General features: G+C 36.8%; 19 protein-coding genes. 17 read left to right on the top strand and 2 right to left on the bottom strand.

Translation table 11 applies throughout. From position 1 onward, the window contains the following. Position 1: 1 nt before the first annotated feature. The 13 genes from xylA (at position 2) to ABJH90_RS12465 (ending at position 19,348) form a co-directional block, all read left to right on the top strand. Positions 2–1,327: a xylose isomerase gene (xylA, locus tag ABJH90_RS12405; protein ID WP_348141623.1), complete on the top strand. Its 1,326-nt coding sequence runs from the start codon at positions 2–4 to the stop codon at positions 1,325–1,327. Positions 1,328–1,432: 105 nt separating this feature from the next. Continuing rightward, positions 1,433–3,085 carry a sodium/sugar symporter gene (locus ABJH90_RS12410; protein ID WP_348141622.1) on the top strand — a complete coding sequence of 551 codons (1,653 nt, stop codon included), beginning with the start codon at positions 1,433–1,435 and terminating at the stop codon, positions 3,083–3,085. 182 nt (positions 3,086–3,267) lie between these two features. Then, on the top strand, positions 3,268–6,573 hold the full coding sequence (locus tag ABJH90_RS12415) for a VCBS repeat-containing protein (protein WP_348141621.1): 3,306 nt from the start codon (positions 3,268–3,270) through the stop codon (positions 6,571–6,573). A 5-nt stretch (positions 6,574–6,578) separates the two neighbouring features. Next, entirely contained in the window at positions 6,579–9,938 is a 3,360-nt protein-coding gene (locus tag ABJH90_RS12420) for an FG-GAP-like repeat-containing protein (RefSeq protein WP_348141620.1), read from the top strand. Further along, a complete protein-coding gene (locus ABJH90_RS12425; RefSeq protein ID WP_348141619.1) occupies positions 9,931–13,185 on the top strand; it encodes a VCBS repeat-containing protein in 3,255 nt (1,084 codons plus the stop codon). The genes ABJH90_RS12420 and ABJH90_RS12425 overlap by 8 nt, the downstream gene beginning before the upstream one ends. A 2-nt stretch (positions 13,186–13,187) precedes the next feature. Further along, complete coding sequence (locus ABJH90_RS12430) at positions 13,188–14,513, top strand: vanadium-dependent haloperoxidase (protein WP_348141618.1); 1,326 nt, start codon at positions 13,188–13,190, stop codon at positions 14,511–14,513. A 4-nt stretch (positions 14,514–14,517) separates the two neighbouring features. Beyond that, positions 14,518–15,417, top strand: coding sequence for a GyrI-like domain-containing protein (locus tag ABJH90_RS12435; protein WP_348141617.1), 900 nt, complete (start codon positions 14,518–14,520; stop codon positions 15,415–15,417). Beyond that, complete coding sequence (locus ABJH90_RS12440; RefSeq protein ID WP_348141616.1) at positions 15,410–16,258, top strand: hypothetical protein; 849 nt, start codon at positions 15,410–15,412, stop codon at positions 16,256–16,258. The genes ABJH90_RS12435 and ABJH90_RS12440 overlap by 8 nt, the downstream gene beginning before the upstream one ends. 94 nt (positions 16,259–16,352) lie before the next feature. After that, entirely contained in the window at positions 16,353–16,898 is a 546-nt protein-coding gene (locus ABJH90_RS12445; RefSeq protein ID WP_348141615.1) for a YSC84-related protein, read from the top strand. Positions 16,899–17,002: 104 nt separating this feature from the next. Beyond that, a complete protein-coding gene (locus ABJH90_RS12450; RefSeq protein ID WP_348141614.1) occupies positions 17,003–17,251 on the top strand; it encodes a hypothetical protein in 249 nt (82 codons plus the stop codon). 167 nt (positions 17,252–17,418) lie between these two features. Continuing rightward, positions 17,419–17,829, top strand: coding sequence for a hypothetical protein (locus tag ABJH90_RS12455; protein ID WP_348141613.1), 411 nt, complete (start codon positions 17,419–17,421; stop codon positions 17,827–17,829). A 13-nt stretch (positions 17,830–17,842) separates the two neighbouring features. Next, positions 17,843–18,394, top strand: a complete 552-nt coding sequence (locus ABJH90_RS12460) for a DUF4136 domain-containing protein (RefSeq protein WP_348141612.1) — start codon at positions 17,843–17,845, stop codon at positions 18,392–18,394. 18 nt (positions 18,395–18,412) lie between these two features. Then, entirely contained in the window at positions 18,413–19,348 is a 936-nt protein-coding gene (locus tag ABJH90_RS12465; RefSeq protein WP_348141611.1) for a transporter, read from the top strand. A 12-nt stretch (positions 19,349–19,360) separates the two neighbouring features. Here the strand turns inward: ABJH90_RS12465 and ABJH90_RS12470 are convergent, their stop codons facing one another. Beyond that, positions 19,361–19,999, bottom strand: a complete 639-nt coding sequence (locus ABJH90_RS12470) for a hypothetical protein (RefSeq protein ID WP_348141610.1) — start codon at positions 19,997–19,999, stop codon at positions 19,361–19,363. Positions 20,000–20,179: 180 nt separating this feature from the next. On the opposite strand from ABJH90_RS12470, the gene ABJH90_RS12475 reads away from it, so the two are divergent. Together ABJH90_RS12475 and ABJH90_RS12480 are read left to right on the top strand one after the other, a co-directional pair. Further along, positions 20,180–20,860 (top strand): hypothetical protein, encoded by a 681-nt coding sequence (locus ABJH90_RS12475; protein WP_348141609.1) that lies wholly within the window; start codon positions 20,180–20,182, stop codon positions 20,858–20,860. After that, entirely contained in the window at positions 20,860–21,987 is a 1,128-nt protein-coding gene (locus ABJH90_RS12480; RefSeq protein WP_348141608.1) for a BamA/TamA family outer membrane protein, read from the top strand. The genes ABJH90_RS12475 and ABJH90_RS12480 overlap by 1 nt, the downstream gene beginning before the upstream one ends. Positions 21,988–22,019: 32 nt before the next feature. Here the strand turns inward: ABJH90_RS12480 and ABJH90_RS12485 are convergent, their stop codons facing one another. After that, positions 22,020–22,697, bottom strand: coding sequence for a potassium channel family protein (locus ABJH90_RS12485; protein ID WP_348141607.1), 678 nt, complete (start codon positions 22,695–22,697; stop codon positions 22,020–22,022). A 295-nt stretch (positions 22,698–22,992) separates the two neighbouring features. Here ABJH90_RS12485 and ABJH90_RS12490 point away from each other — a divergent pair, with 295 nt between their 5' ends. Beyond that, positions 22,993–24,048 carry an adenylate/guanylate cyclase domain-containing protein gene (locus ABJH90_RS12490; RefSeq protein WP_348141606.1) on the top strand — a complete coding sequence of 352 codons (1,056 nt, stop codon included), beginning with the start codon at positions 22,993–22,995 and terminating at the stop codon, positions 24,046–24,048. Between the two features lie 97 nt (positions 24,049–24,145). Then, complete coding sequence (locus ABJH90_RS12495; protein WP_348141605.1) at positions 24,146–24,784, top strand: hypothetical protein; 639 nt, start codon at positions 24,146–24,148, stop codon at positions 24,782–24,784. The last annotated feature ends 12 nt before the right edge of the window (positions 24,785–24,796 follow it).

The raw sequence follows: 24,796 nt of genomic DNA on the forward strand, positions 1-24,796 counted from the left end.
TATGGCACTCATTGGAAACAAGGAATACTATAAAGGAATTGGCGACATACTCTTTGAAGGCAGAGAATCTGATAACCCGCTGGCATTTAAATTCTATAATCCGGAACAACTTGTAGCGGGTAAAACCATGCGAGACCATCTACGATTTGCAGTGGCCTACTGGCATACCTTTTGTGGCACAGGGGCCGATCCCTTTGGACCAGGTACACAAAATTTTCCCTGGGATAATTTTAGCGATCCTATAGATGCAGCAAAAGCTAAGGCCGATGCAGCCTTTGAGTTTATTACAAAAATGGGATTTGACTATTTCTGCTTCCATGATTTTGATCTGGTAAGAGAAGGTGACTCATTTTCAGAATCTGAAAAGAGACTTTCAGTCATTGTCGACTATATTAAAGAGAAAAAAGCAGCTTCGGGAGTAAAACTTTTATGGGGTACGGCCAATTGTTTTTCTAACCCGAGATATATGAATGGCGCCTCTACTAATCCGGATTTTAACGTATTAGCAAGGGCCGGAGGCCAGATAAAATTAGCTCTGGATGCCACCATGGCACTCGATGGCGAAAATTATGTCTTTTGGGGAGGTCGTGAAGGTTACATGTCTTTATTAAATACAGACATGAAACGAGAATTGGACCATATGGGTCGATTTTTAGCAACAGCAAGAGATTATGCCAGACAACAGGGTTTCAAGGGAACCTTCTTTATAGAACCAAAGCCCATGGAACCTATGAAGCATCAATATGACTTTGATGCCGCGACAGTTGTTGGATTTCTACATCAGTACGGATTACAAGACGATTTTAAACTGAATCTTGAAGTCAATCATGCCACCCTGGCAAGTCACACTATGCAACACGAAATGGAAGTTGCCGTCGCTCATGGTATGCTGGGAAGTATTGATGCAAATCGTGGTGATTATCAGAACGGCTGGGACACAGATCAATTTCCTAATAATATTACTGAAGTAACTGAAGCCATGCTCACATTCTTGAAAGCAGGAGGTTTGCAGGGTGGTGGAATAAATTTTGACGCCAAAATAAGACGAAATTCTACCGATCTGGATGATGTATTCCATGCTCATATTGGTGGTGCAGACACTTTTGCCAGGGCATTGCTTATTGCCGATAAGATTATGACTTCTTCGCCTTATAATGACCTGAGAAAAAAGCGTTACCAATCTTATGATTCAGGCAAAGGGAAGGATTATGAACTCGGGAAATTAGATCTGAAAGATCTTTATGACATTGCAAAATCAAATGGAGAATTGGAATTACAGAGTGGTAAACAGGAATTGTTTGAAAATATAGTCAATCAATACCTCTAGACATAAAGTTAAAAGCCAATAATATTCATGTCAATTTTTTAATTACAGGAGAATTTTATCCAAATTGAGCAACTAGCATTTATTAAACAACCAACCAAACTAATTATGGCATCATCTTTCGGGTTTTGGGATTATTTTATTTTTGTCGCATATGCCTTCTTAATTTTAGGAGTAGGCTTGTGGGTGTCCAGAGATAAAAAAGGGCATCAAAAAAATGCCGAAGATTATTTCCTTGCTAGTAAATCATTACCCTGGTGGGCCATTGGAGCCTCCCTGATCGCAGCCAATATTTCAGCCGAGCAATTTATCGGGATGTCCGGTTCAGGATTTGCAGTAGGATTAGCCATAGCATCTTATGAATGGATGGCTGCAATCACTTTACTTATCGTAGGTAAATTTTTCCTGCCAATTTTTATTGAAAAAGGTCTTTATACGATCCCTGAGTTTGTAGAGCAACGCTATTCCACTACTCTAAAAACTATTTTAGCTGTATTTTGGATTGCACTTTACGTTTTTGTAAACCTGGCTTCTGTTTTGTACTTAGGTTCACTTGCATTGGAAACAATAATGGGGATTCCTATGGTTTATGGTGTAATTGGGCTGTCATTATTCGCTTCAGCATATTCCCTTTACGGAGGGCTTTCTGCCGTTGCCTGGACAGATGTGATTCAGGTTATTTTTCTGGTCTTTGGAGGTTTGGTAACGTCGTATTTAGCATTAAATACAGTCTCCGACGGGCAAGGAGTTTTAGAAGGTCTCAAAATAGTTTACGAAACTGTCCCTGAAAAATTTGTCATGATACTGGATAAGTCAAATCCGGAATATGCCAATCTGCCGGGATTAGGAGTATTGGTAGGTGGTTTGTGGGTGGCTAACTTATATTATTGGGGTTTTAACCAATATATTATTCAGAGAACATTGGCCGCTAAGTCTTTAAGAGAAGCACAAAAGGGAATAATTCTGGCTGCCTTTTTAAAAATAGTTATTCCGGTTATTGTGGTTGTACCAGGCATTGCAGCATTTGTAATGATCCATGATGCCGAGATTTTAAATCGCCTTGGAGAAGTCGGACAGCAAAATCTCCCTTCCCTTGAACAAGCAGATAAAGCGTATCCATGGCTATTACAATTTTTACCAACCGGACTCAAAGGAGTTGCTTTTGCGGCTTTGGCAGCTGCCATCGTATCTTCCCTGGCATCTATGCTAAATTCTACATCCACCATTTTTACCATGGATATTTATAAGCAATATATTGATACAAATGCCTCTGACAAGAAAACAGTGAATGTGGGTCGTCTTTCAGCTGCCGTTGCACTTGTTATTGCCTGTATAATGGCCCCATTATTGGGAGGAATAGATCAGGCATTCCAGTTTATACAGGAATGGACAGGATTGGTAAGTCCGGGCATTTTGGCCGTATTTATGTTGGGATTATTTTGGAAAAAAACAACCAATAGGGCCGCTATAGTGGGCGCATTGGTATCTATCCCTATAGCTTTTTATTTCAAAGTAGCCCCTAGCGGTTGGTCTGATAGTCCTATTTTTGTGGACGTGCCTTTCTTGGACCAGATGGGATACACAACGCTACTTACCATGTTGGTTATAGTTTTAGTTAGTCTTAATCAAAACAAGGGCAAAGATGATCCAAAAGGTATTCCAATTACAAAAGGTCTGTTCAATACCAGTGCTAAATTCAATATTGGTGCCTTTGCGACAATGATTATTATCGCTACTATTTATGCCTTATTTTGGAACTGATTTAAACTTTAAAATATAATATAAAGAGTCGAACTTATTAGACTCTTTGTTTTTAACTCTTAGTACACTTTTAACTCCCGAAGACGTATTATTTCACTCTGTTAATAGGGTAAACATTAACTAGTATTACATACCTATTTCTGCCAGTTTCATTATCTTGCTGTCCAATTTATGGAGCATAAATGAAAAGGATTTTAGGACTTTCTTTAAGCGTGTTTTTAGTAATAAGTGCCTGCACTGAAAAGAAGGAGAAACTGTTTAACAAAGTTGACTCCGCCCATTCTGGAATTTATTTTAAGAACCAGCTAACAGATACCCCTGAACTTAATATACTAAACTATCTGTATTACTACAATGGAGCGGGTGTGGTTTCAGCCGATTTCAATAATGATGGGTTAATAGATCTTTATTTTACATCCAATCAGGGTGAAGATAAACTGTACATTAATAAAGGAGGATTAATATTTGAAGATGTCACCAAGGTGGCCAATATTAATAATCCGGAAAACTGGACCACCGGGGCTACGCATGTTGATATTAACCACGATGGTTTACTTGACATTTATGTTTGCAAAGTCAGCAATTACCAAGGCATGAAGGGCAGAAACCTGCTCTTTATCAACAAGGGTGTGAATGAAAAAGGCATTCCAAAATTTAATGAAGAAGCATCTTCCTATGGTCTTGATTTTAGTGGCCTCTCAACACAGGCAGCATTTCTTGATTATGATCTGGATGGAGATCTGGATATGTATCTCTTAAACCATTCCGTACATCCCAACAGAACCTATGGAAAAGGCTCTCAACGTTCAGAAATAGACTCCCTTTCCGGTGATCGTCTCTATAGGAATGATGATGGAATGTTTAAAGATGTTTCAAGAGATGCCGGCATTTTCCAGGGTAAAATTGGATATGGTTTGGGACTTGGAGTTAGCGACATAAATAATGATGGATATCCTGATATTTATGTAGGCAATGACTTTTTTGAAAATGATTATTTGTATATAAACCAAGGCGATGGAACCTTTAAAGAACTTATTTCCTCAGATAATAGGCGCTTGGGGCATACTACGCATTACTCAATGGGTAACGATCTTGCAGATTTAAACAACGACGGACTAACCGATATCCTTTCTTTGGATATGCTTCCGGAAGATTTGGAAACTTATAAAACATCTGGATTAGAGTATTCATATCCAACCTACCAATACTATTTAAATAATGGATATGCTCCGCAGTATATGCAAAATACCCTGCACCTGAACCTCGGCGCTGAAAATTTTAGTGAAATAGCAAACTTATCCGGAATTTCTGCCACAGAATGGTCCTGGGGTGTCCTTGCCGCAGATTATGATAACGATGGTTTTAAAGATTTGTTCATATCCAATGGCATTAAAGGCGCAACCAATGATATGGATTTTATTAGCTTCATAGCCAATGAGAATATTCAAAAAAGGATAAGTGAAGGGATGACAGAAACGGATATGGCTTTTATAAAGGAATTACCTGAAAAAAAAGTCGCCAACTATCTGTTTAAGAATGGTAAAAATCTTTCTTTTAAAAATGTTACTAAAGAATGGTACCATGAAGAAGCTTCATTCAGTAATGGCTGCATTTATGCCGATTTGGACAATGATGGGGATCTGGACCTTGTTGTGAACAACCTTAATGAAGAAGCCTATCTTCTTGAAAATAACTCAGATAAATATACTGACAATAATTTCATTGAGATCTCTTTAAATGAGGATAAAAAAAATAGGTTTGGTATTGGCGCTAAAGTGCTGGCTTATACTTCCAATGGAATTTTGAAACAGGAAAATTTTGCAACCAAAGGATATTTATCAGCTGTTTCAAATAAAATCCATCTTGGCGTTGGCCAGGATACGTTAATAGATTCCATAAAGGTAATATGGCCTAACGGGAAGTTCCAAACAATAAGATCTGTTAAACCTAATCAGAACCTGTTAATCGATGAACAATTCTCCCGTGGTAATATTTATGCGAAACCCCAAGTAAAAATAAAAAGTTTTCTTGTTAACACTTCTGATACCTTCAATTTTAAGCACCAGGACCCAACAACTCTTGAATTCAATCGTGATCCACTGGTACCATTTGCAAATACAAATGAAGGCCCTTCCATTTCTGTAAGTGATGTTAATAAGGATTCTAGAGATGACCTCTTTATTGGTGGTGCTAAGAGGCAAGCTTCCACACTCTTTTTACAGGATAGTTTAGGTGAATTTATTAGAACCCAGGACGCTGTTTTTCTTCCGGATGCATTAAGCGAAGATGTGTCACATGTCTTTTTTGATGCTAACGGAGATCATTATGATGATCTATTGGTAGTGAGCGGGGGAAACGAATTTAAAAAAGGAAAACCCCTTCAACCCCGACTTTACTTAAATACTAAGGGAACTTTTAAAAAAGATACTTTGGCATTTCTAAATATCGAAATTAATGCTTCAGTTGTCACTGCTTCAGATTTTGATAACGACGGGGATTTGGATATTACAATAGCTTCAGATCAGCTTCCTCTGGCATTTGGTGGCATCCCAAAACAATATTTGTTTAAAAATGACGGCAAAGGTGCTTTTGTGGAAGTAACTGCAGAAATAGCTGCGGAATTTCAAAATATTGGGCTTGTTAAGGACCTGATTTGGGTAGATATCGACGGTAATGGATATAAAGACATTATAACCGTTGGTTATTGGATGCCTGTAACTGTTTTTATGAACAATGAGGGGAAATTTGAATTACGAAAAAACAATGGCCTGGAATATAGCCATGGATGGTGGAACACAATCGTTGCCGAAGATTTTGATAATGACGGAGACACCGATCTGGTCTGTGGTAACTGGGGTTTGAATAGTAAGTTAAAGGCCTCTAAACAAAACCCTGTTTCACTCTACAACTATGATTTTGATGATAACGGCACTGTAGATCCTATCGTTACCTACTTTCATAAAGATAAAGAGACCCCGTTTGCATCCAAGGATGAGTTGGTAAAGCAGATGCCCTTTTTAAACAAAGAATTTCTCTCTTATAAGAATTTTGCAAAAGCCAGCATGAAAGATCTTTTTTCTGCCAGCAAGTTAAGTAAGGCCGGCAAAATGATGGCTTATGAATTGGCTAGCTGCTATTTTGAAAACAATGGTAATGGTACATTTAAAAAGAAACCATTACCTCTTATTGCGCAGTCCTCATCTATAAAGGCAATAGCAGTAGATGATTTCAACAAAGATGGGTTTCAGGATATGTTAATTGTAGGTAATAATCATGAAATTAGCACTCAATTAGGTAGGATGGATGCCTTACATGGCGTAATTTTGCAAAATGATAAAAAAGGTGGGTTTATAAAGGCTAACGAACAGAATTTTAATGTTCCCGGGGCGGCAAGAGATCTTAAAAATATAACTATAGCAGGAAGAGACTACTACATTGTGACCATTAATAATGATACTCCCATTATTTTGGCTAAAAATAACGAATAAACTATATGATGATATCGGGCTTAAAAAAAATAGCAGGTCTTATACTTTTACTTGCAATAACCATATCGTGTAATTCAGAAAAGGAAAGTTCTAAGGACGATGCTAATATCCAACAAACACTCTTTACCCTTTTGCCTTCTGAACGTACGGGAATAAACTTTCTAAACAAAGTTGAAAACCAAAAAAACTTCAACATCTTTAAGTATAGAAATTTCTATAATGGTGGCGGAGTAGCTATTGGTGATATAAATAATGATGGATTGGCCGATATTTATATGACTGGCAATATGGTTTCTAACGGCCTGTTCCTCAACAAAGGGGATTTAAAGTTTGAAGATATCTCCGAAAAAGCCGGGGTTAAAGGATCAAAGCCATGGTCTACAGGAGTTGTTATGGTTGATATAAACCAGGATGGATTGCTTGATATCTATGTGAGCAATGCCGGCAATATGAAGGCAAATAATCATGATAATGACCTCTATATAAACAACGGCGACCTCACTTTTACAGAAATGGCCTCAGAGTATAATTTGGCTAAAACGGGTTTTTCTACGCATGCCTCGTTCTTCGATTATGATAAAGACGGGGATCTGGATGCATATATCCTTAATAATAGCAACATTCCGGTAAGTAGTTTGGGATATGCAGAACAAAGAAATACCAGAGCTCAGGACTGGGAAGGAGTCCCCGATATTTTTAAGGGTGTTGGGGATATGCTTTTGAGGAATGATAATGGAAAATTTGTTGATGTAAGTGAAGAAGCAGGCATCTATGGAAGTCTGATTGGGTTTGGCCTCGGGGTAATGGTTACAGACATCAATAAAGACCTGTATCCGGATATCTACATATCTAACGATTTTTATGAACGGGACTATCTATACATCAACAATCAGGATGGAACTTTTAATGAGGAGATCAAGGATTGGACTTCTCATCTTTCTTTATCGGCAATGGGTATTGACATATCGGATATTAATAACGATGGGAATGCAGATATTTTTATAACAGATATGCTTCCGGAACCGGATCATAGGGTAAAATCGGTCATGGAATTTGAGGGTTACAATATTTATAAATTAAAACAAAGCAAGGACTTTTACCAGCAATACATTCAAAACACCTTACAGCTAAACAATGGAAATGGATCCTTTTCTGAAATAGCCTATTTCAGTGGAGTAGATGCCACAGATTGGAGTTGGGCCGGACTTCTTTTTGATATGGACAATGACGGGTTAAGAGATATATACATTACAAACGGCATGAACCACGATCTTACGGATCTGGACTTTAACGATTTTTTTGCCAATGAAATAATTCAGAAAATGGTACTCACGGGCAAGAAAGAGTCCATTGATTCCATTATCAATAAAATGCCTATTAGACCACAACCCAATTATGCCTATAAAAATAATGGAGATCTTACATTTTCGAATGCCAATAAAGACTGGGGGTTAGATATTCCCAGCTTATCCAATGGTGCTGCCTATGGAGATCTCGATAATGACGGGGATCTGGATATCGTTGTCAATAACGTGAATATGGAATCGTTTGTTTATGAAAACAATGCTACTTCACTCACCGAAAATAATTATATAAAGCTTCAGTTTGAGGGTCAAAAAGAAAATAAATTCGCCGTAGGAACAACGGTAATGCTTTACTGTGATGAAAATGTAATTCTACAAGAATTAGTGCCTTCACGGGGATTTCAATCTTCTATGGATCATGTAATGACTATAGGCTTAGGAACATCTGAAACCATTGATTCTTTGAGAGTTATCTGGCCTGATGATAAAACCGAAAAGTTAGTAGATATTTCCGCTAATCAATTCCTTACATTCAAGCATTCTGATGCTAAGGAGGTATTCACTCCTGTTGTTAAAGAGAAAAAACCTTCTTTACTGAAGGAAATCCAAAATGATCAACTCATCACTCATAAAGAGAACATGTATAATGATTTTGATTATGAAGGTCTAATATACAAGCAACTTTCACAGGAAGGACCGGCCCTTGCAGTTGGTGATATCGATGGTGATGGAAACGAAGATATTTTTATAGGCGGGGCTAAAAGTCAGGCTGGAATAATCTACAAGCACAATGGAAATGGGGTGCTACGTATTACAAATCAAAATTCCCTGGCAAAAGATGCGGAATATGAAGATACGGCAGCGGCCTTTTTTGATGCGGATGGGGATTTAGATTTAGATCTTGTTGTAGGTTCAGGTGGGAATCAGGTTGGAGAAGAAAGAAGTTACAGAGCGCGTATTTATCTAAACAACGGACGAGGTAATTTTGTAAAATCCGATGCAAAACTACCTTCTACTTACTCAAACATATCAACTATTGCGCCCAATGACTTTGACAATGATGGCGATGAAGATCTATTTATAGGTTCAAGAAGTGTTGTGGGTACCTATGGCATAAATCCAAGTCATTTATTTTTAGAAAACAATGGTGACGGGACTTTTGAAGATGCGACAGAAAGATTTGCTTATGACCTAAAAGATACTGGGATGGTCACTAACTCTATTTGGGTAGATATGGATGGAGATTCTAAAAAGGACCTCATTACAGTTGAAGACTGGGGGACTCCAAAAATCTTTAAAAATTCTGGCCGCCGATTAAGCCTGCGCTCTTCTGCGCTTGATAGCCTTCACGGATGGTGGAATGTTGTGGAAGCGGTGGATATAGATAAAGACGGAGATAATGATCTGATTCTGGGCAATCAGGGAAGAAATCTGCACTATAAACCTAAGGAGAACAGGCCAATGAAAATGTGGATTAATGATTTTGATGATAATGGTACAATTGAACAAATAGTAACACAAAATATTGATGGTAAGGATTATCCTATCCACCAGAAAAAGGATTTAACCGCACAAATGGTTGCATTAAAAAAGCAAAACCTTAAGGCCTCTGAATATTCAACAAAGACCATATCTGAATTGTTCCCAAAAGAAGTTTTTGAGAACTCAATTATGAAAAAATCGATCATTTCTGAATCTGTAATAGCTGTTAATGAAGGTGACGGGAACTTTAGAGTTATTAAACTTCCTTCGAGGAGTCAATTATCCTGTATATGTGGCATTACCTGTACCGATGTGAATAATGATGGGAATATAGACCTCATTGTGGGAGGAAATAATTTTGAATTTAGACCCCAGTATTCACGATTAGATGCGAATTACGGTAATGTTCTGCTGGGTGACGGATCTTTGGGCTTTGAATGGCAGGACTATGATACAAGTGGGTTCTTTATACGAGACGAGATAAAGCATTTGAAGCAGTTTAAGGATAAAACAGGAAAGACCTTCATTATAGTTGCTATCAATGAGAATAAACCAAAGATATTTGAACTCAATGAATAAATCTCTAATAGGTATTCTTGTAATTTTAATAGTGACAGGCTGTGGTTCCAAGGAAGGTGAGTTATTTTATAATCCAACTCCCAAAGAAACGGGATTGTCGTTTGAAAATACACTTACAGAAACTGACGATCTCAACATATTGGATTACCTATATTTCTATAATGGTGGAGGTGTTGCCACAGGTGACATAAATAATGACGGCCTTACAGATATCTTCTTCTCCGGAAACATGGTTAAGAATAAACTATATCTCAACAAGGGCGGTCTCAAATTCCAGGATATAACAGAACAGGCAGGTGTGGCTGGTAATAGCAGTTGGAATACCGGATCTATAATGGGTGATGTGAATGGTGACGGTCTATTGGATATCTATGTATGTGCTGTGGTTGGGATTAACGGTTTTGATGGTTACAATGAACTTTTTATCAATCAGGGTGATTCTACTTTCGTAGAGAGTGCTTCTGAATATGGTCTTGATTTTGATTCTTATAGTTCTTCAGCTACATTTTTAGACTATGACCTGGATGGTGATTTGGATCTCTACCTTCTAAATCATGCCGTACACACTCAGGAATCTTTTGGTAAGGCAGATCTTCGATTAAAAAGAAGTTACCAGACCGGAGACAAATTACTTCGTAACGAGAATGGAAAATTCCTCGATGTAAGTGAAGAGGCCGGAATCTATGGAGGTGTCAACGGATATGGTCTGAGTGTTGCTGTTTCAGATTTTAATCAGGATGGATACCCAGATATTTATGTGGGCAATGATTTTCATGAAGATGATTACTATTACTTAAACAATGGAGACGGAACGTTCACCGAAGGCATAAAGAAGTATTTTGGGCATACAACCAGATTCTCTATGGGCACAGATGTTGTAGATATTAATCATGACGGATGGCCGGATATTCTGTCTTTAGATATGCTACCCGAAGATGAAACCGTTCTTAAATCCTCAGAAGGAGATGACAATATTCAAACGCAGAAATTGAGAATTGAGAAGTTTGGCTACCACTACCAGTTTACAAGAAATATGCTGCATTTAAACCAACCGGGTAATAGCTTCGCAGAAATAGCATTATACAGTGGTATTGCTGCCACAGACTGGAGTTGGAGTGGTCTTTTTGGAGATTATGACCAGGACGGGGAACAGGACTTATTTATTTCCAACGGTATCCCAAAACGTCCCAACGATCTCGATTTTATCAATTTTGCCTCCAATGACCAGATTAAGAAAAAGATTAATAACACGAAACTTGTAGACCAACGGGCTCTTAATATGATGCCTTCAGCTAAAGTGCATAACTACTTGTTTAAAGGAACATCCCATCTTTTATTCGAGGACAAATCAAAATCATGGATTGTTAATGATACGCTTATTTCAGGGGCTACCGCGGTAGCGGATTTTGATAATGACGGAGACCTGGATCTTGTTACCAATAATATAAATAGCCCTGCCAGTTTATATATCAATAAAACCGATGGGGATAATAACTACTTAAAAATTAAGTTAAAATATTCTCCCCTCAATTCATTTGGAATTGGAACTAAAGTGTTCTCATATCACAATGGTATTTTACAGTATAAGGAATTATATCCCATCCGTGGATTTCAATCATCTTCTGAACCCATAATTCATTTTGGTTACGGTAAAACCGCAAAGGTAGATTCTCTAAAAATAGTCTGGCCTGATGGGCAATTTCAAAATATTAAAAACGTAAATACAAATCAAACCTTAAGTATTTCACCTGAAAATACGATGCCATTTAATTATCGATTGCTTCAACCTTCTAAGCTCAGAATCTTCAGGGAGGTAGAAGATAATCTCGGAATCAACTTTACTCATAAGGAAGATAATTATGTGGATTTCAACAGGCAAAAACTTATCCCCTATCAGATATCCGATAGAGGACCGGCAACTGCCATTGGGGATATTAATAATGATGGTAAAGCCGATATTTTCTTCGGAGGTTCCAAATTTTTTCCTTCCAGAATCTTTCTTCAAAAAGACTCTATATATGTAGAAGAAAAAATCCTTGAAATTTACAAGGATAGCATTAAAGAAGATGTAGCAGCCGTTATTGCCGATTTTACTTCCAATGGGAAATCTGATATAATTCTGGGTTCTGGTGGTGCTGATTTTTACAATAAAATGTCTCCTTTGTTAGATACATACTATGTTCAGAATGATTCCATTTTTGAAACTGCCCCCCTACCTGAATATTTCGAGAATGCGTCCGTAATTGAAGTTAATGACTTTGATAACGATGGGGACCTTGACCTTTTTGTAGGTAACCAGGCCGTATCTAATGATTTTGGTAAAATCCCGGAATCCTATTTGTTGAAAAATGATAATGGCCAGTTCAGTATTGAAAATAATGAGGAACTACAAAATACCGGGATGGTTACCGATGCCATATGGGAAGATTTTAATGGAGACGGCCTTAAGGATCTGATAGTAGTAGGAGAATGGATGTCTCCCAAATTTTTTGCCAATATCAATGGTGCTCTTGTTGAAAAGAAAAGTTTAGACAAGGAAATAAATGGTCTTTGGCAAAGTGTAATTGCTTTTGATATTGATAAGGATGGGGATAAGGATTATTTATTGGGTAATTGGGGAGTAAATAATAAATTCAAGGCAAGTGAAGACTACCCTTTAAAGATGTTCTATTCAGATTTTGATGGAAATGGAAGTACGGAAACTATTGTTGCTATTCCCAAAAACGGGAAATACTTTCCACTTGAAGGATTAGATGGGATTGCCGGACAAATAGTTGAGTTACGCAAAAAATTTACTAATTATCGCGATTTTGCGGGCAAAACCATTGAGCAAATATTTGATAAAAAAACATTGGACAACTCAATTGTTTTAAACGCATCTGAATTGAGATCGGGATATCTGGAGAATAATAATGGTAGATTTACCTTTGTGCCTTTTGAATCTAAATTGCAATGGGCTCCTATAATGGATTTTCTTGTCTATGATTTTGACCAGGATGGTGCTGATGAAGTTTTAGCTGCAGGGAATTTTTTTGGGGTTAAGCCCTATCACGGCCGTTTTGGTTCATTCCCGGGGGCTATGATAAGAGACAAAAATGACGTAATTTTGGGGCACAAAATGGGGTTGGATCTTTCTCAAAGATCGACGAGACATCTTGATATAGTTACCTTAAACAACCAACCTTATTTACTGGTGACCTTCAATAACGAGAAGGCGCGCGTTTATGAATTAATAAAACATAACTGAAAATGAAGAAGACATTAGGAGTATTGCTGGCACTAGGAACTCTTATGGCCTGCAATAAGAACGAAGAACCCATTATAGTCACAACAAATGAGTTGCATATGGCTATTGACAAGGTTACAGAGATAATGATACATGATATTTTTTCTCCCCCTGTCGCCAGCCGAATCTATGCCTATCCAAATATTGCTGCATATGAAATAATAGCCTTGCACGATGAAAACTACCTTTCTTTAGAAGGCCAGGCGCATGAATTAACTGCTATCCCAAAACCAGACACATCCAAACCGGTAAATTATTCATTATCGGCTTTAATAGCCCATATGGATGTAAGCAGCAGAGTAATATTTTCTGAGGATAAATTAGCCACTTTCAGAGATAGCCTCTATACCATTTGGGAATCACGGAACGCAAGAGAATTTAATGCCTCTAAAGAGTATGGGCTGGAGGTTGCCGAGCATATTGCAAAATGGATGAATGCCGACAATTACAATCAAACGCGAACAATGCCTAAGTTTACGGTTGATACAGATGACCCTTCAAGATGGCAACCCACCCCTCCCGCATATATGGATGGGATAGAGCCGCATTGGAATAAAATACGCCCTTTTGTGATAGATTCATCAAACCAGTTTATCCCCTCTCCTCCCCCACCATTTTCTATGGAAGAAGATTCAGAGTTTTATAAAGAAGTTAAAGAAGTATACGACATTAGTATGGAGATTACGGAGAAGGGTGATGCTTCTGAAGAAATTGCCATTGCACAATTCTGGGATTGTAATCCTTATGTTTCCGTTACTCGAGGTCATTTAATGTTTGCCACCAAGAAAATATCCCCCGGAGCACATTGGATTGGTATCGCTAAAATTGCTTCTAACAAAACGAATAGTGATTTCAACAAAACTGTTTATGCCTATACTAAAACATCCATGGCAATAGCAGATGCCTTTATTAGTTGTTGGGATGAAAAGTACAGAAGTAACCTCATCCGTCCTGAAACCCTGATCAACGAACATATTGACGAAAACTGGAAGCCGGTCCTGCAAACTCCTCCATTTCCTGAGTATACTAGTGGGCATAGCGTAGTTTCCGGAGCAGCTGCCACCGCACTTACCGATATTTTTGGTGACAATTTTGCCTTTGATGATGATACCGAATTACTCTATGGATTGCCAATCAGAAGTTTTAACTCATTTAATGAAGCAGCAGACGAAGCAGCGATCAGTAGAATGTACGGAGGAATACATTACAGAAAAGCCGTTGCTGTTGGTGTAAAACAAGGAAGGGATTTAGGAAAGTTCGTTTTAGATAACCTTACAATGACCAATTAGGTATATGAAAAAAGTCATTTTAGTTTTACTGCCACTCTTAGTTGCAGGCCTTTTATGGTATTTGTTTATAAAACCCTATGATTACCTCGTAACTTTTAAAGCCCGGACGTTTCCCGGAACCATTAATCAATCTATAAAAACTTGGAATTCTACTCTGAAAGATGCCCAATTAGTGCATCAGGAAGGTCTAACTCACCTGGAACAAAATATTAAGTTCAGCGATTCTACTTATTTATATCAATGGGATATTATTCCACTAACGGACTCCACTTCAAAGGTAAAGGTTTATGTAAAGGATCTTGATCATAGTCTTCAAAACAAAATTGCAATCCCATTTTTTAATACCGATTTTGAAAAACGAACCATAAGTACCGTTAAAGATTTTAGTGAAAAACTTAATGAACACATAGATAATTTTAGGGTTAAAGTAACCGGTAAGAAGGAGTTACCTGCTACATATTGTGCATATGTTTCTGTGAAGGCCAATCAATTTGGTAAAGCAAAGGGTATGATGTACAATTATCCTTTACTAAATACAATTCTTGCTAATAACGGAATTGAGTTAAATGGAAGGCCATTTATAGAAATTACCGAATGGGACAAGGAAACAGACAGTATACACTATGATTTCTGCTACCCGATTATCAAATCTGATTCATTGCCAGAGCATCCGGACCTGGAGTATAAGCAATTCAATTCAAGAAATGCGCTAATGGCAGTTTACAATGGAAATTACATAACTTCCGACAGAGCCTGGTATGCGCTTTTGGATTATGCCCGGGAAAATGATATAGAAGTTACAGGCCTGCCCGTAGAACTTTTTTATAATAACCCCAATATGGGTGGTGATGCACTAACCTGGAAAGCTGAGGTTTATTTACCTATAAAAAATGTGGATGACTAGATATATAGCCATCTTATTATTTAGCTTTTTAATAAGCTGTTCCAACTATGGGCAACTCACCTATATAACAAAACTTCCTAAAAAGCTTAAAGAGAATTCGGGAATGGCAATCGGAAAAAATTCAACCGTATGGTTTGTCAATGACGGGGGTAACGAAGACAAAATATATCAGATAAATAATAAGGGTAAGATACTAAAGGAACTTGAAGTAAAAAATGCCAAGAACAAGGATTGGGAAGATATGGCCCAGGATAAAGACGGTAATGTTTATATAGCTGATACTGGAAATAACGCTAATAAAAGAAAAGACCTCGTTATTTATAAGATTCCAGATCCCGATAAAGAGAAAGGCGATAAAATAAAAGCAGAACAAATAGAATTCTCCTTTCCGGAACAAAGAAAATTTCCTCCTAAACAGAAAAACCTGCTTTATGATACAGAGGCCATTTTTTACGCAAAAGACAGCCTATATCTTATCACAAAAAACAGATCCCATCCATTTAATGGAAATGCCTTAATATATAGAATACCAGCGAAAAAAGGGAACTATAAGGCTACTTATCTCGGAGAATTTATTGCCTGTACAGATTTTTCTACCTGTAAAATAACAGCGGCAGATATTTCCCCAGACGGCAAAACCATTGCCCTTTTGGGTTACGGTAAATTATGGCTTTTTACTAATTTTAATCTTTCAAATTTCTTTGAAGGGGAGCTAAATACAATTGATCTGGGTGTTAGAACACAACTGGAATCTATTTCTTTCCTAAATAATAAAACCCTGTTACTTTCCGATGAGCAACTGCATAAATCTGGGAGAAATCTTTACTCCTTTAGCTTTTAAGTGTCATTGCTTTTTATAATAAGTAGATTATTATGATATTTTCTTTTTTATTACTACCTTGAAGTACTATAAACACTATAAAAATAGATTTTCGATGAAAACCTCACACACACTTAAAATTTCAATTTTTACCTTTTTTCTATCCCTGATTATTTCTTCAACAACATATGCTCAAGTTGGTTGGAATCCTGAATTAGAGAAAGAATGTAAAGAAGCAATTTCTGAAATGAAAAAGGATGCACCTAAACTTGAAACTTATTTTTCAAAGGCTTATGGCTATGCAATATTTCCAAAAATAACCAAAGCAGGCCTTGCAATAGGCGGTGCCGGGGGCAAGGGATTAGTTTACCAGGGAAATACTGCAACTGGCGAGTCTAAATTAGGGCAAGCCTCTTTCGGACTACAGGCAGGGGGTCAGCAATTTAGCGAATTGATTTTCTTTGAAGATAAAGCTGCCTATGACCGTTTTACAGGTGGTAAATTTAAATTTGGCGCACAGGCTTCAGCTGTGGCCATTACAGAAGGTGGAGCGGCCGTTGCCCCATACCAGGACGGAGTAGCGATTTTTACTAGGGTTAAAGGTGGGCTAATGTATGAGGCATCTGTTGGAGGTCAGAAATTTAGTTTTGAACCCCACTAGTATACCTCTAGTGTTAGTCTAAACGCATTAAACTAATTATTCAATTAAGAATTCTTTTACATCTTTAATAAAGTTTTGTAAAAGAATTTTTAATTAATGTAGATATGAAAAGAATATTTTTTCTTTTAATACTGGTCTTTAGTGTTTACATCGGCTATTCCCAAGTTCTTATTGCTGCAGTTTTTGGTGATAAACTCAATTCCGTTGTTGTGGAGTTTGGTATAGAGAAAGGCTATAACTGGTCGGATATCTCCGAGTTAGACAATAGTAAAATCTTTACTTCTTTCAGGAAACTGGAGATTTTTACTTTGAGAAATAAAACAAGATCAGCTACTATGCGTTATATATTTTAGTTTAAAATATAATATCTATTATTCAATTCTTTTATATGTTTATTTTTGTAATCGGCAAGTCTAAATTAATCCCCATAAATACGGCCAACAAGAATTATACGAGCATCTAACAAATTTTATACTGATCATTATACCCCTAATCTAAAATCATCAAAAACCCATTCTCTATGACTCGAATTAAAATAGTTTTATGTATTACTGGTCTTCTTATCTTCTCGAATATAAAGGCACAGGAACTCAGCAAAGAAGAAAGAAAAGTTGAAATTTTTTCCTCGGAGGAAAAGGATAATCTTCAGCTCTGGTTCAACGATGAAGTTAAAAGAATGGACCTCAATGAGGAGGAAATGAGCCAATACAGCAGCATTATTGTTTATTATGTAGCCAAAATTGCACGCTTAGATGATAAAGATAAAGGCTATTCAGAGGAGCGGTTTAAAAAGGAATTAAACAGCTTATTAACTAAACAAGATGCCGAATTAAAAGAATTGCTCACCCCGGAACAATTTGAAATTCATAAAGAAATTTATGGAGAATTTCTAAGGTCTGCTTATAAAAGATGGGGTATTTCTGATTCCTAAACACTAGATTAATTTGATAAAAAGTATTGTATTAAGTTTGTTCTTTGCCATTCCTTTTTTAGGAATGTCTCAACTGCTTGTTTCCTATAACAAAGCTTCCGAAGTAGACTTTAAAAAATACAAAACCTTTCAGGTATATGGTCTAAATGTTACTACTATCCCGGAATTTGAACCCAGAAAAGAGGGCTTAAATTTTTTAATTACCGAGATTAACGGCCAAATGGTTGCCAGAGGTTATACAAAAGTCAATGCAAATCCCGATTTAATCCTTAATATCGGGGTTGTCGTTTCTGCAGAACAAAAGACAAGGCAAACCGATATTAGAGATGCTCCAAGATATATGGGAGAGCGAAATTACCATTGGGAATCTGAAGAAATTGTAGTTCAAAACTACAATGAAGGAACCGTGATCCTGGATGTTGTGGAAAGTGAAAATAATAAATTGATCTGGCAGGCGGTATCCAAAGGAATGATTTCTCCCTCAATTGATAAGAATAATATTAGAATCACAAAAGCGGTAAAAAAAATGTTCAACAAGTACCCAATTAAAAAAAAGAAGAAATAAACTATTTTAGCCAACCCTATGCGATGTTGTATTCAAAGATCATTAGTTCCTAAAAGTATTCTGATTTGCTTCGCGATATTTTATCTGCATCAAGGTTATGGACAAGATATTGAACCGCGCCGGTGGTCTTCCATGCCCTTGGGTGTTAATGTTATAGCCGCTGGATATGCCAATACTTGGGGTGATGTCTTTTTTGATCCCGTCTTAGGAGCCGAAGATGTGAATTATAGTGGTAACGGCTTGGTTGCCTCTTATGTACGTCCCTTTAGATTAGGAAATAAATTGGCACGGGTAGACGTATTACTGCCTTTTGCTTTTTCACGTTGGGAAGGTCTTTTAAATGGTGTCGCCACGAGTGTTAACAGAACTGGTTTCGCGGATCCAAGAGTAAGATTATCCTTAAATTTAACGGGACCCCCGCCCTCAGGACCCAAAGAATTACAAGAATACAGAGCTGCCAACCCAGTTTTTACAACCTTTGGTGTTTCTTTAGCCATAACCTTGCCTTTAGGGCAATACTCCAATGCTAATTTAATAAATCTGGGCGGTAACCGTTTCGTTATAAGACCGCAGGCGGGAATGCTGCATTATTGGGGTCCCTGGTCATATGAACTTACGGCTTCCATATTATTCTTTTCCAGGAATAGTGATTTTTTTAATGATGGTGAATTAAAACAAAGGCCTCTTTTTGCCTTACAAACGCATCTTATAAGACAATTTAAGAAGCGTTATTGGGGCTCTTTAAGTGCCGGATATAATCAAGGAGCAGCATCCATTGCTAATCAACAATTCAATGATGACCAAAGATCAAACTTTGTTGGTGCGGCTTCCATAGGAGCTACTTTTGCAGGCACTCAGGGCCTAAAATTAGCATATGTCTATTCCAAAACACTGAAGGATGTTGGTGCTACTACTAATACCGTGCTTTTAGCATGGTCTATAGTTTTCAAATAACGCAATGGTTGGTTAATCTATAGTAAATACAAGACCTCCCGAAAATGCTCCCATCACTGTTGTACCAGAAGTATACACTGTTGTGCCAAATCCGTTTACATATACGCCTCCCCAGGAAACAGGAAACATAAGATCTGCTTGTATTTTTATGCCAACTACATCACTTAAGTTAAAAATAACACCTCCTTTTAGGGCGAAAGAAAATTCTGTTGTAGAGGGCAAATCTCTATTGGTAATTGCAGTATTCTCATTCTTTGGTGTAAAAATTGTTACTCCCGCACTTAGTCCAAAAAAAGGCGTGAAATCACTGGACACATCAAAATACCTGGTACTTCCAAGGTGAATCCAATCCATTGACAGATCAGACAAACGATCTTCAGTTGGACTAATTAGTACATCCCTTATTAATAATTCCGTATTCATCTTCATATAAGTAAGTTCCAACATGGTGCCACTTCCCATTTCGAAACCAGCAATACCCCTAAAAAACCCGCCATCGGTAGCTTTAAGATAATTGGACCCGTAGTTTAATTTAGTACCTAATTGATACCCATAATCCACTGACAGATCTATGCGTTGCGCTTGTGCCTGAAATAAAAAAGCAGATATGGTAAGAAATATAACTAATGGAATTATTTTTAATTGCCTCATAATGGTTTGTGTTAATTGAACTTTCTTCTTTTTATAGTTTTTGAGTTAAATATTGCGGGCAAATATATGGTAATTAATAATGTTTACATTGCTAAAATAAATTCTAGAATCTATAAGTAGGTTTAGACCTATTTTGAGTAAATTTAACTATTAGTTTAAACCAAGGAATAATTAGAAGCAATGCAGAAATTCATCGTATTTACCAAACTATTTGTGTTGCTATTCGTGGCTTTTAATGCTACCCTGGTTTATTCTCAAAATACAGTTCCCTCAGACCCAGTAGACTCCACTTTAACACCCTTTCGCAAAGGACGCTGGTTAACTTCATTGGCGGGAAGCATAAGCAGTACTAGTACGGAATTGAAATCAACTCAAATTAAGACAATATCCAATGAATTTGGAATAAACCTGTCAACCGGGAAATTCTTTAAAGAAAGATGGCTGTTTGGAGTTGTTTTTCAGGCGGTTAGGACGCAATCAAATGGAGATATAAATGTTGTTGGAGAATCTTTATTTATAGGTCCCCAAATTGCTCGCTATTTTTCTAAAACCAAAGATGGGTCGTTATATTTGAATATTTCCCCAAGCTTTGTTCTCTTTCGGAGTCTTGCCACCCTAAATGGAGTTCCTGATTTTAGGGAAGAGGCTGATGGAAATGGGTTTGGCACCTTTGTTAGTTTGGGATATTCCTATGTTATCCGAGATTTAATATTTCTTAATATAGGGTTTAATGTTCAATATGCCTGGGTTGGTGTGGATAGGTCGGATATAAATGGTTTCAAAGGTTCAGATAATATTACACTTAGTAACATGTCATTTACTTTCGGATTTGGTGTTATTCTTGACGATTTCTTCTTTTAATGAAAAAATATATTTTACATATAATAGTAATAGGATTTACTTTCTTCATGTCTTCCGCAGTATTTGCTCAGGATAAAAATAAAACTGGCTTTATACAGTCAGATACTATGAGACAAGGGAAAAGTATACAGTTTGTAGCATTACCCATTGTTTTTTATACTCCGGAAACCAAATTTGGATTTGGCGGGGGGGGTCAACTTTTTTTTCTTAAGCAAACCAACCAATACAATCAACGGTTATCCAATATTTTTTTTAGCGCGATCTACACTTCCCAGGGTCAGTTTATTTTCGAAACTACACCTCAAATCTATCTGGGGCGAGGAAATTATTTTATTGATATGTTTTATACCTTTCGGATTTTCCCAAATTCGTTTTGGGGAATTGGACCTACAACCCCTGAGAGTAATAAGGAATCCTATAACCAAACCACTAATAAATTTGATATATCACTTTTAAAAAGATTACCTCCAAATCTCAATTTTGGACTGTCCATAAATTATGCTAATTATAAGATTACCGAGGTTCTGGAGGGGGGTATTTTAGATTCCGGAACTATTCCCGGTAGTGATGGAGCAACAATAAGTGGTTTGGGTGCAATATTTAATTTAGACTCCAGAGATGATATTGGCGCACCACAGTCTGGTAATTATCTTAGTTTAACAGCACGATTTTCTAGTGAGCTATTTGGTGCTACTCATTCGTTTAATAAATTTATTTTTGATCTTAGGACGTACCAGAGACTATCCAAAAAAAGTATTATAGCATTTCGTTTATATAATGAAAACAACTTTGGGGATGTTCCTTTTCAAGGTATGGCCAGCTATGGCGGCGGTAAAAATGCCAGGGGGTACTTTAATGGCAGGTTTATAGACAAGCATATGTATATTATACAGGCAGAATACAGATGGCGCTTTAAGGAACGCTGGACTTTAGCAGGTTTTGGTTTGGTTGGTAGCGTGAATGACCTGGCGGGTGACTTATTCAGTTTTAATAATTTAAAACCCAGCTTTGGAGGTGGTATTCGCTTCAAATTACTTAAAGATCAAAGTACATGGCTCAGACTCGACTATGGAAAAGGTATAGATGGCCAAAATGGGATTTACTTTGGTGTTAATGAAGCATTTTAAATTGATCTGAAAGTTACAAGTTCTCCCGCTATTCATTCCGTCTTGCCACTGTGCCTGATGTATTTTTCTATAACCACAGCAGTAACAATCACTAAATAAAACTGCCCCAGGAGTCCTATCAAAACCGAAGCGTTTCTGGCCAAATCAGAGACGGGATTTATGTCTCCGTAACCAATGGTTAAGAGAGTGATAAAACTGTAATATATTAAGCCATCTCTATTTGATTCCGGATTTAAGTCAATCGCAGGCAGGCCGGAAAAAGAACCAGGCTCTAATAATTCAACAGCCATACAAATAAAAAATCCAACCAGGCCAATACAAATATACCCACACATTAGCCCAAGGATCACCCCTCTGTTTACTTTAGTACTTTGCCATACTTGTGCAATAATCTCAAAAGTTACAAAACAATAAAAAGAAAACAATATCGCAAATTCAATGTAGCGATATACTTTTTCTTCTGTAACTACATAAGAAGAAAACAATACAACTACAATGATTATAACAAATAAGGCAATAAAAAATCCATGCAATTTCTTTTTTTTTGAAATTAACAATGTTCCGGCCAGGATATTGACTACAAAAAATATAGGCGTTACATAGGTATTAAACAAATCAAAGGGAACTAAAAGTGTTCCAAATAGCACAAAAAGAAGACTAATAAGAAATATAGTAAATCTGTGCGGATATAAATCAAATAAGCGTTTCATTTCTCTGCTAATTCCTCACTAAAGTAGGAATCTTTTAATTAAACCTTTATGAAATATTCCATAAGATTTGGAAAGATATTCAGTTCTGTAAATATACTTTTTTTATTTAAGTCACAAGGGTTAACGAAAAAAGAGACGGCTTTAGAGAACGTTATATTTAATACATGCATAAAGCTCAACTTAAAAAAAATAAATGGTGTCTCGCATACTATTCAGCTGATAAATAAGACCATGTTTTTTAACCCAAACCTATTGATAAGTATTGTAATTTTGTTTAGTAACCAATTAAGTGCTTATGAACAACAAATGGACTAAGAACATATCGGCTTTTATCATTGGCTGGATTATTGGTCTCTTTATTTGGCGGCTCATCAGAGGTTTTGACTTCACTACTGATCAAGAACTCTTGAACATAACTGTTTCCCCGTTCATTTTTATTTTAATACAATTTGGTGTTGCCATATTAGCAGGCTTCACTTTTGGTACTGTTCAATACATATATGAAAAACTCTCTTTAACTAGTAAATCATTTCGGGCTTTTATGATTCAATCCTTGTTGATTCATTTGTGTCTTATGATTTGTATTTATTTTCTAATCTTTTCAATTTTATCTTTTACAGGATCCATACAAACAAATTTCATTGAATTCATAACCACCAAGCTAGTTCTTGCCAACCTGGTCTATTCTTTTGTGATAAACAGTGTCATCATCATTCTTATCCAGATTAACCGTTTACTGGGGAAGGGTAATTTGAAGAAATTGATCACGGGTAAATTTCACACCCCCAAAGAAGAGGCACGTGCCTTTATGTTTCTTGATTTAAAAGGATCGACAACAATTGCGGAGCAATTAGGGCATTTAAAGTACAGCAGTTTTATTCAGGATTGTTTTCATTTTTTATCTGTTGTGGATTCTTATAATGTCAGTATTTACCAATATGTTGGAGATGAAGTGGTCCTAACGTGGAATCTAGATAAAGATGACCATCTGGAAGGTTTTATAAAAGCATTTTATGCTTATGAAGATGTTTTAAAAGATAAAAAAACGTATTTCGAAACTAAATACGGTATACAGCCCATATTTAAAGCGGGTTTACATATTGGTCCCGTAACGGTGGTAGAAGTAGGTAATACAAAGCGTGAAATAGCTTATCACGGAGATACCATTAATGTTGCATCCAGAATTCAGGAGCAATGTAAAAATTTCGACAGCTTATTACTTATATCCGAAAAGGCATATGAAAGAGTCAAACATATAAAGGGTTACACTTTTAAAAACGTAGGGGAATTTGTATTGCGAGGCAGAAAGAATTCCACACAACTTTATGATGTAATGGTTCAGGAAGCATAAGTGTTAAGTAAATTGGGATAGAATATAAACTAACACCTTGATAAAGTTTGTGATTAAGCTTAATTTTCAAATTCTTATTAAAAAAATTCCGGTATTCATGGTTAAGCACCTAATCATATTTTCGTTTTTCGCTATACTACTTGCAGAATGTGGTAATTCCTATCTACGAGAATCTACAAACGTAAGCAATATCAAAAAATCCTATGATAAAATATTAGTAGTAGCACGTACCAAAGATAAAATTGCCCGTATTAGGGCCGAAGGATATGTCGTTAATGAACTAAGCAGCCATGGCGTAAAAGCTGAATCCTCGGTGGATGCCATTAGCATGGAAAGTTTTAACAAAGAAATGTCTGACGAAGAGGTTGAAAATTTGGTCTCGAAATTACTGGATGCAGGCTTCACAGGTGTAATTGTTACCAATGTAATTAACAGAGAACAATATTCAGAGGTTATCCCAGGAGGCAGTAATGTAGGCTATTACCCTCCAAGATATGGTAGATTTGGGCAATATTACAGTTATTATCCGGCTACATCCTGGGAACCGGACCGTATTGATACAGGTGTGGAATATACCATCGAAAGTTGTTTGTATGATATAACGGTCACAGAGGGAGAAAATTTGCAATGGATGGGAAGATTTAAACTAAAAAATTCATCAGACATTGTCGAAGCTATTCATGGGTATTCCAAAGAACTTTCGACTGCATTGCTGGAACAAAGTATTAACCCTTAGATGAAGTGCTAA

The sequence above is a fragment of the Eudoraea sp. genome, assembly GCF_039969275.1.
Lineage (GTDB): Bacteria > Bacteroidota > Bacteroidia > Flavobacteriales > Flavobacteriaceae > Eudoraea.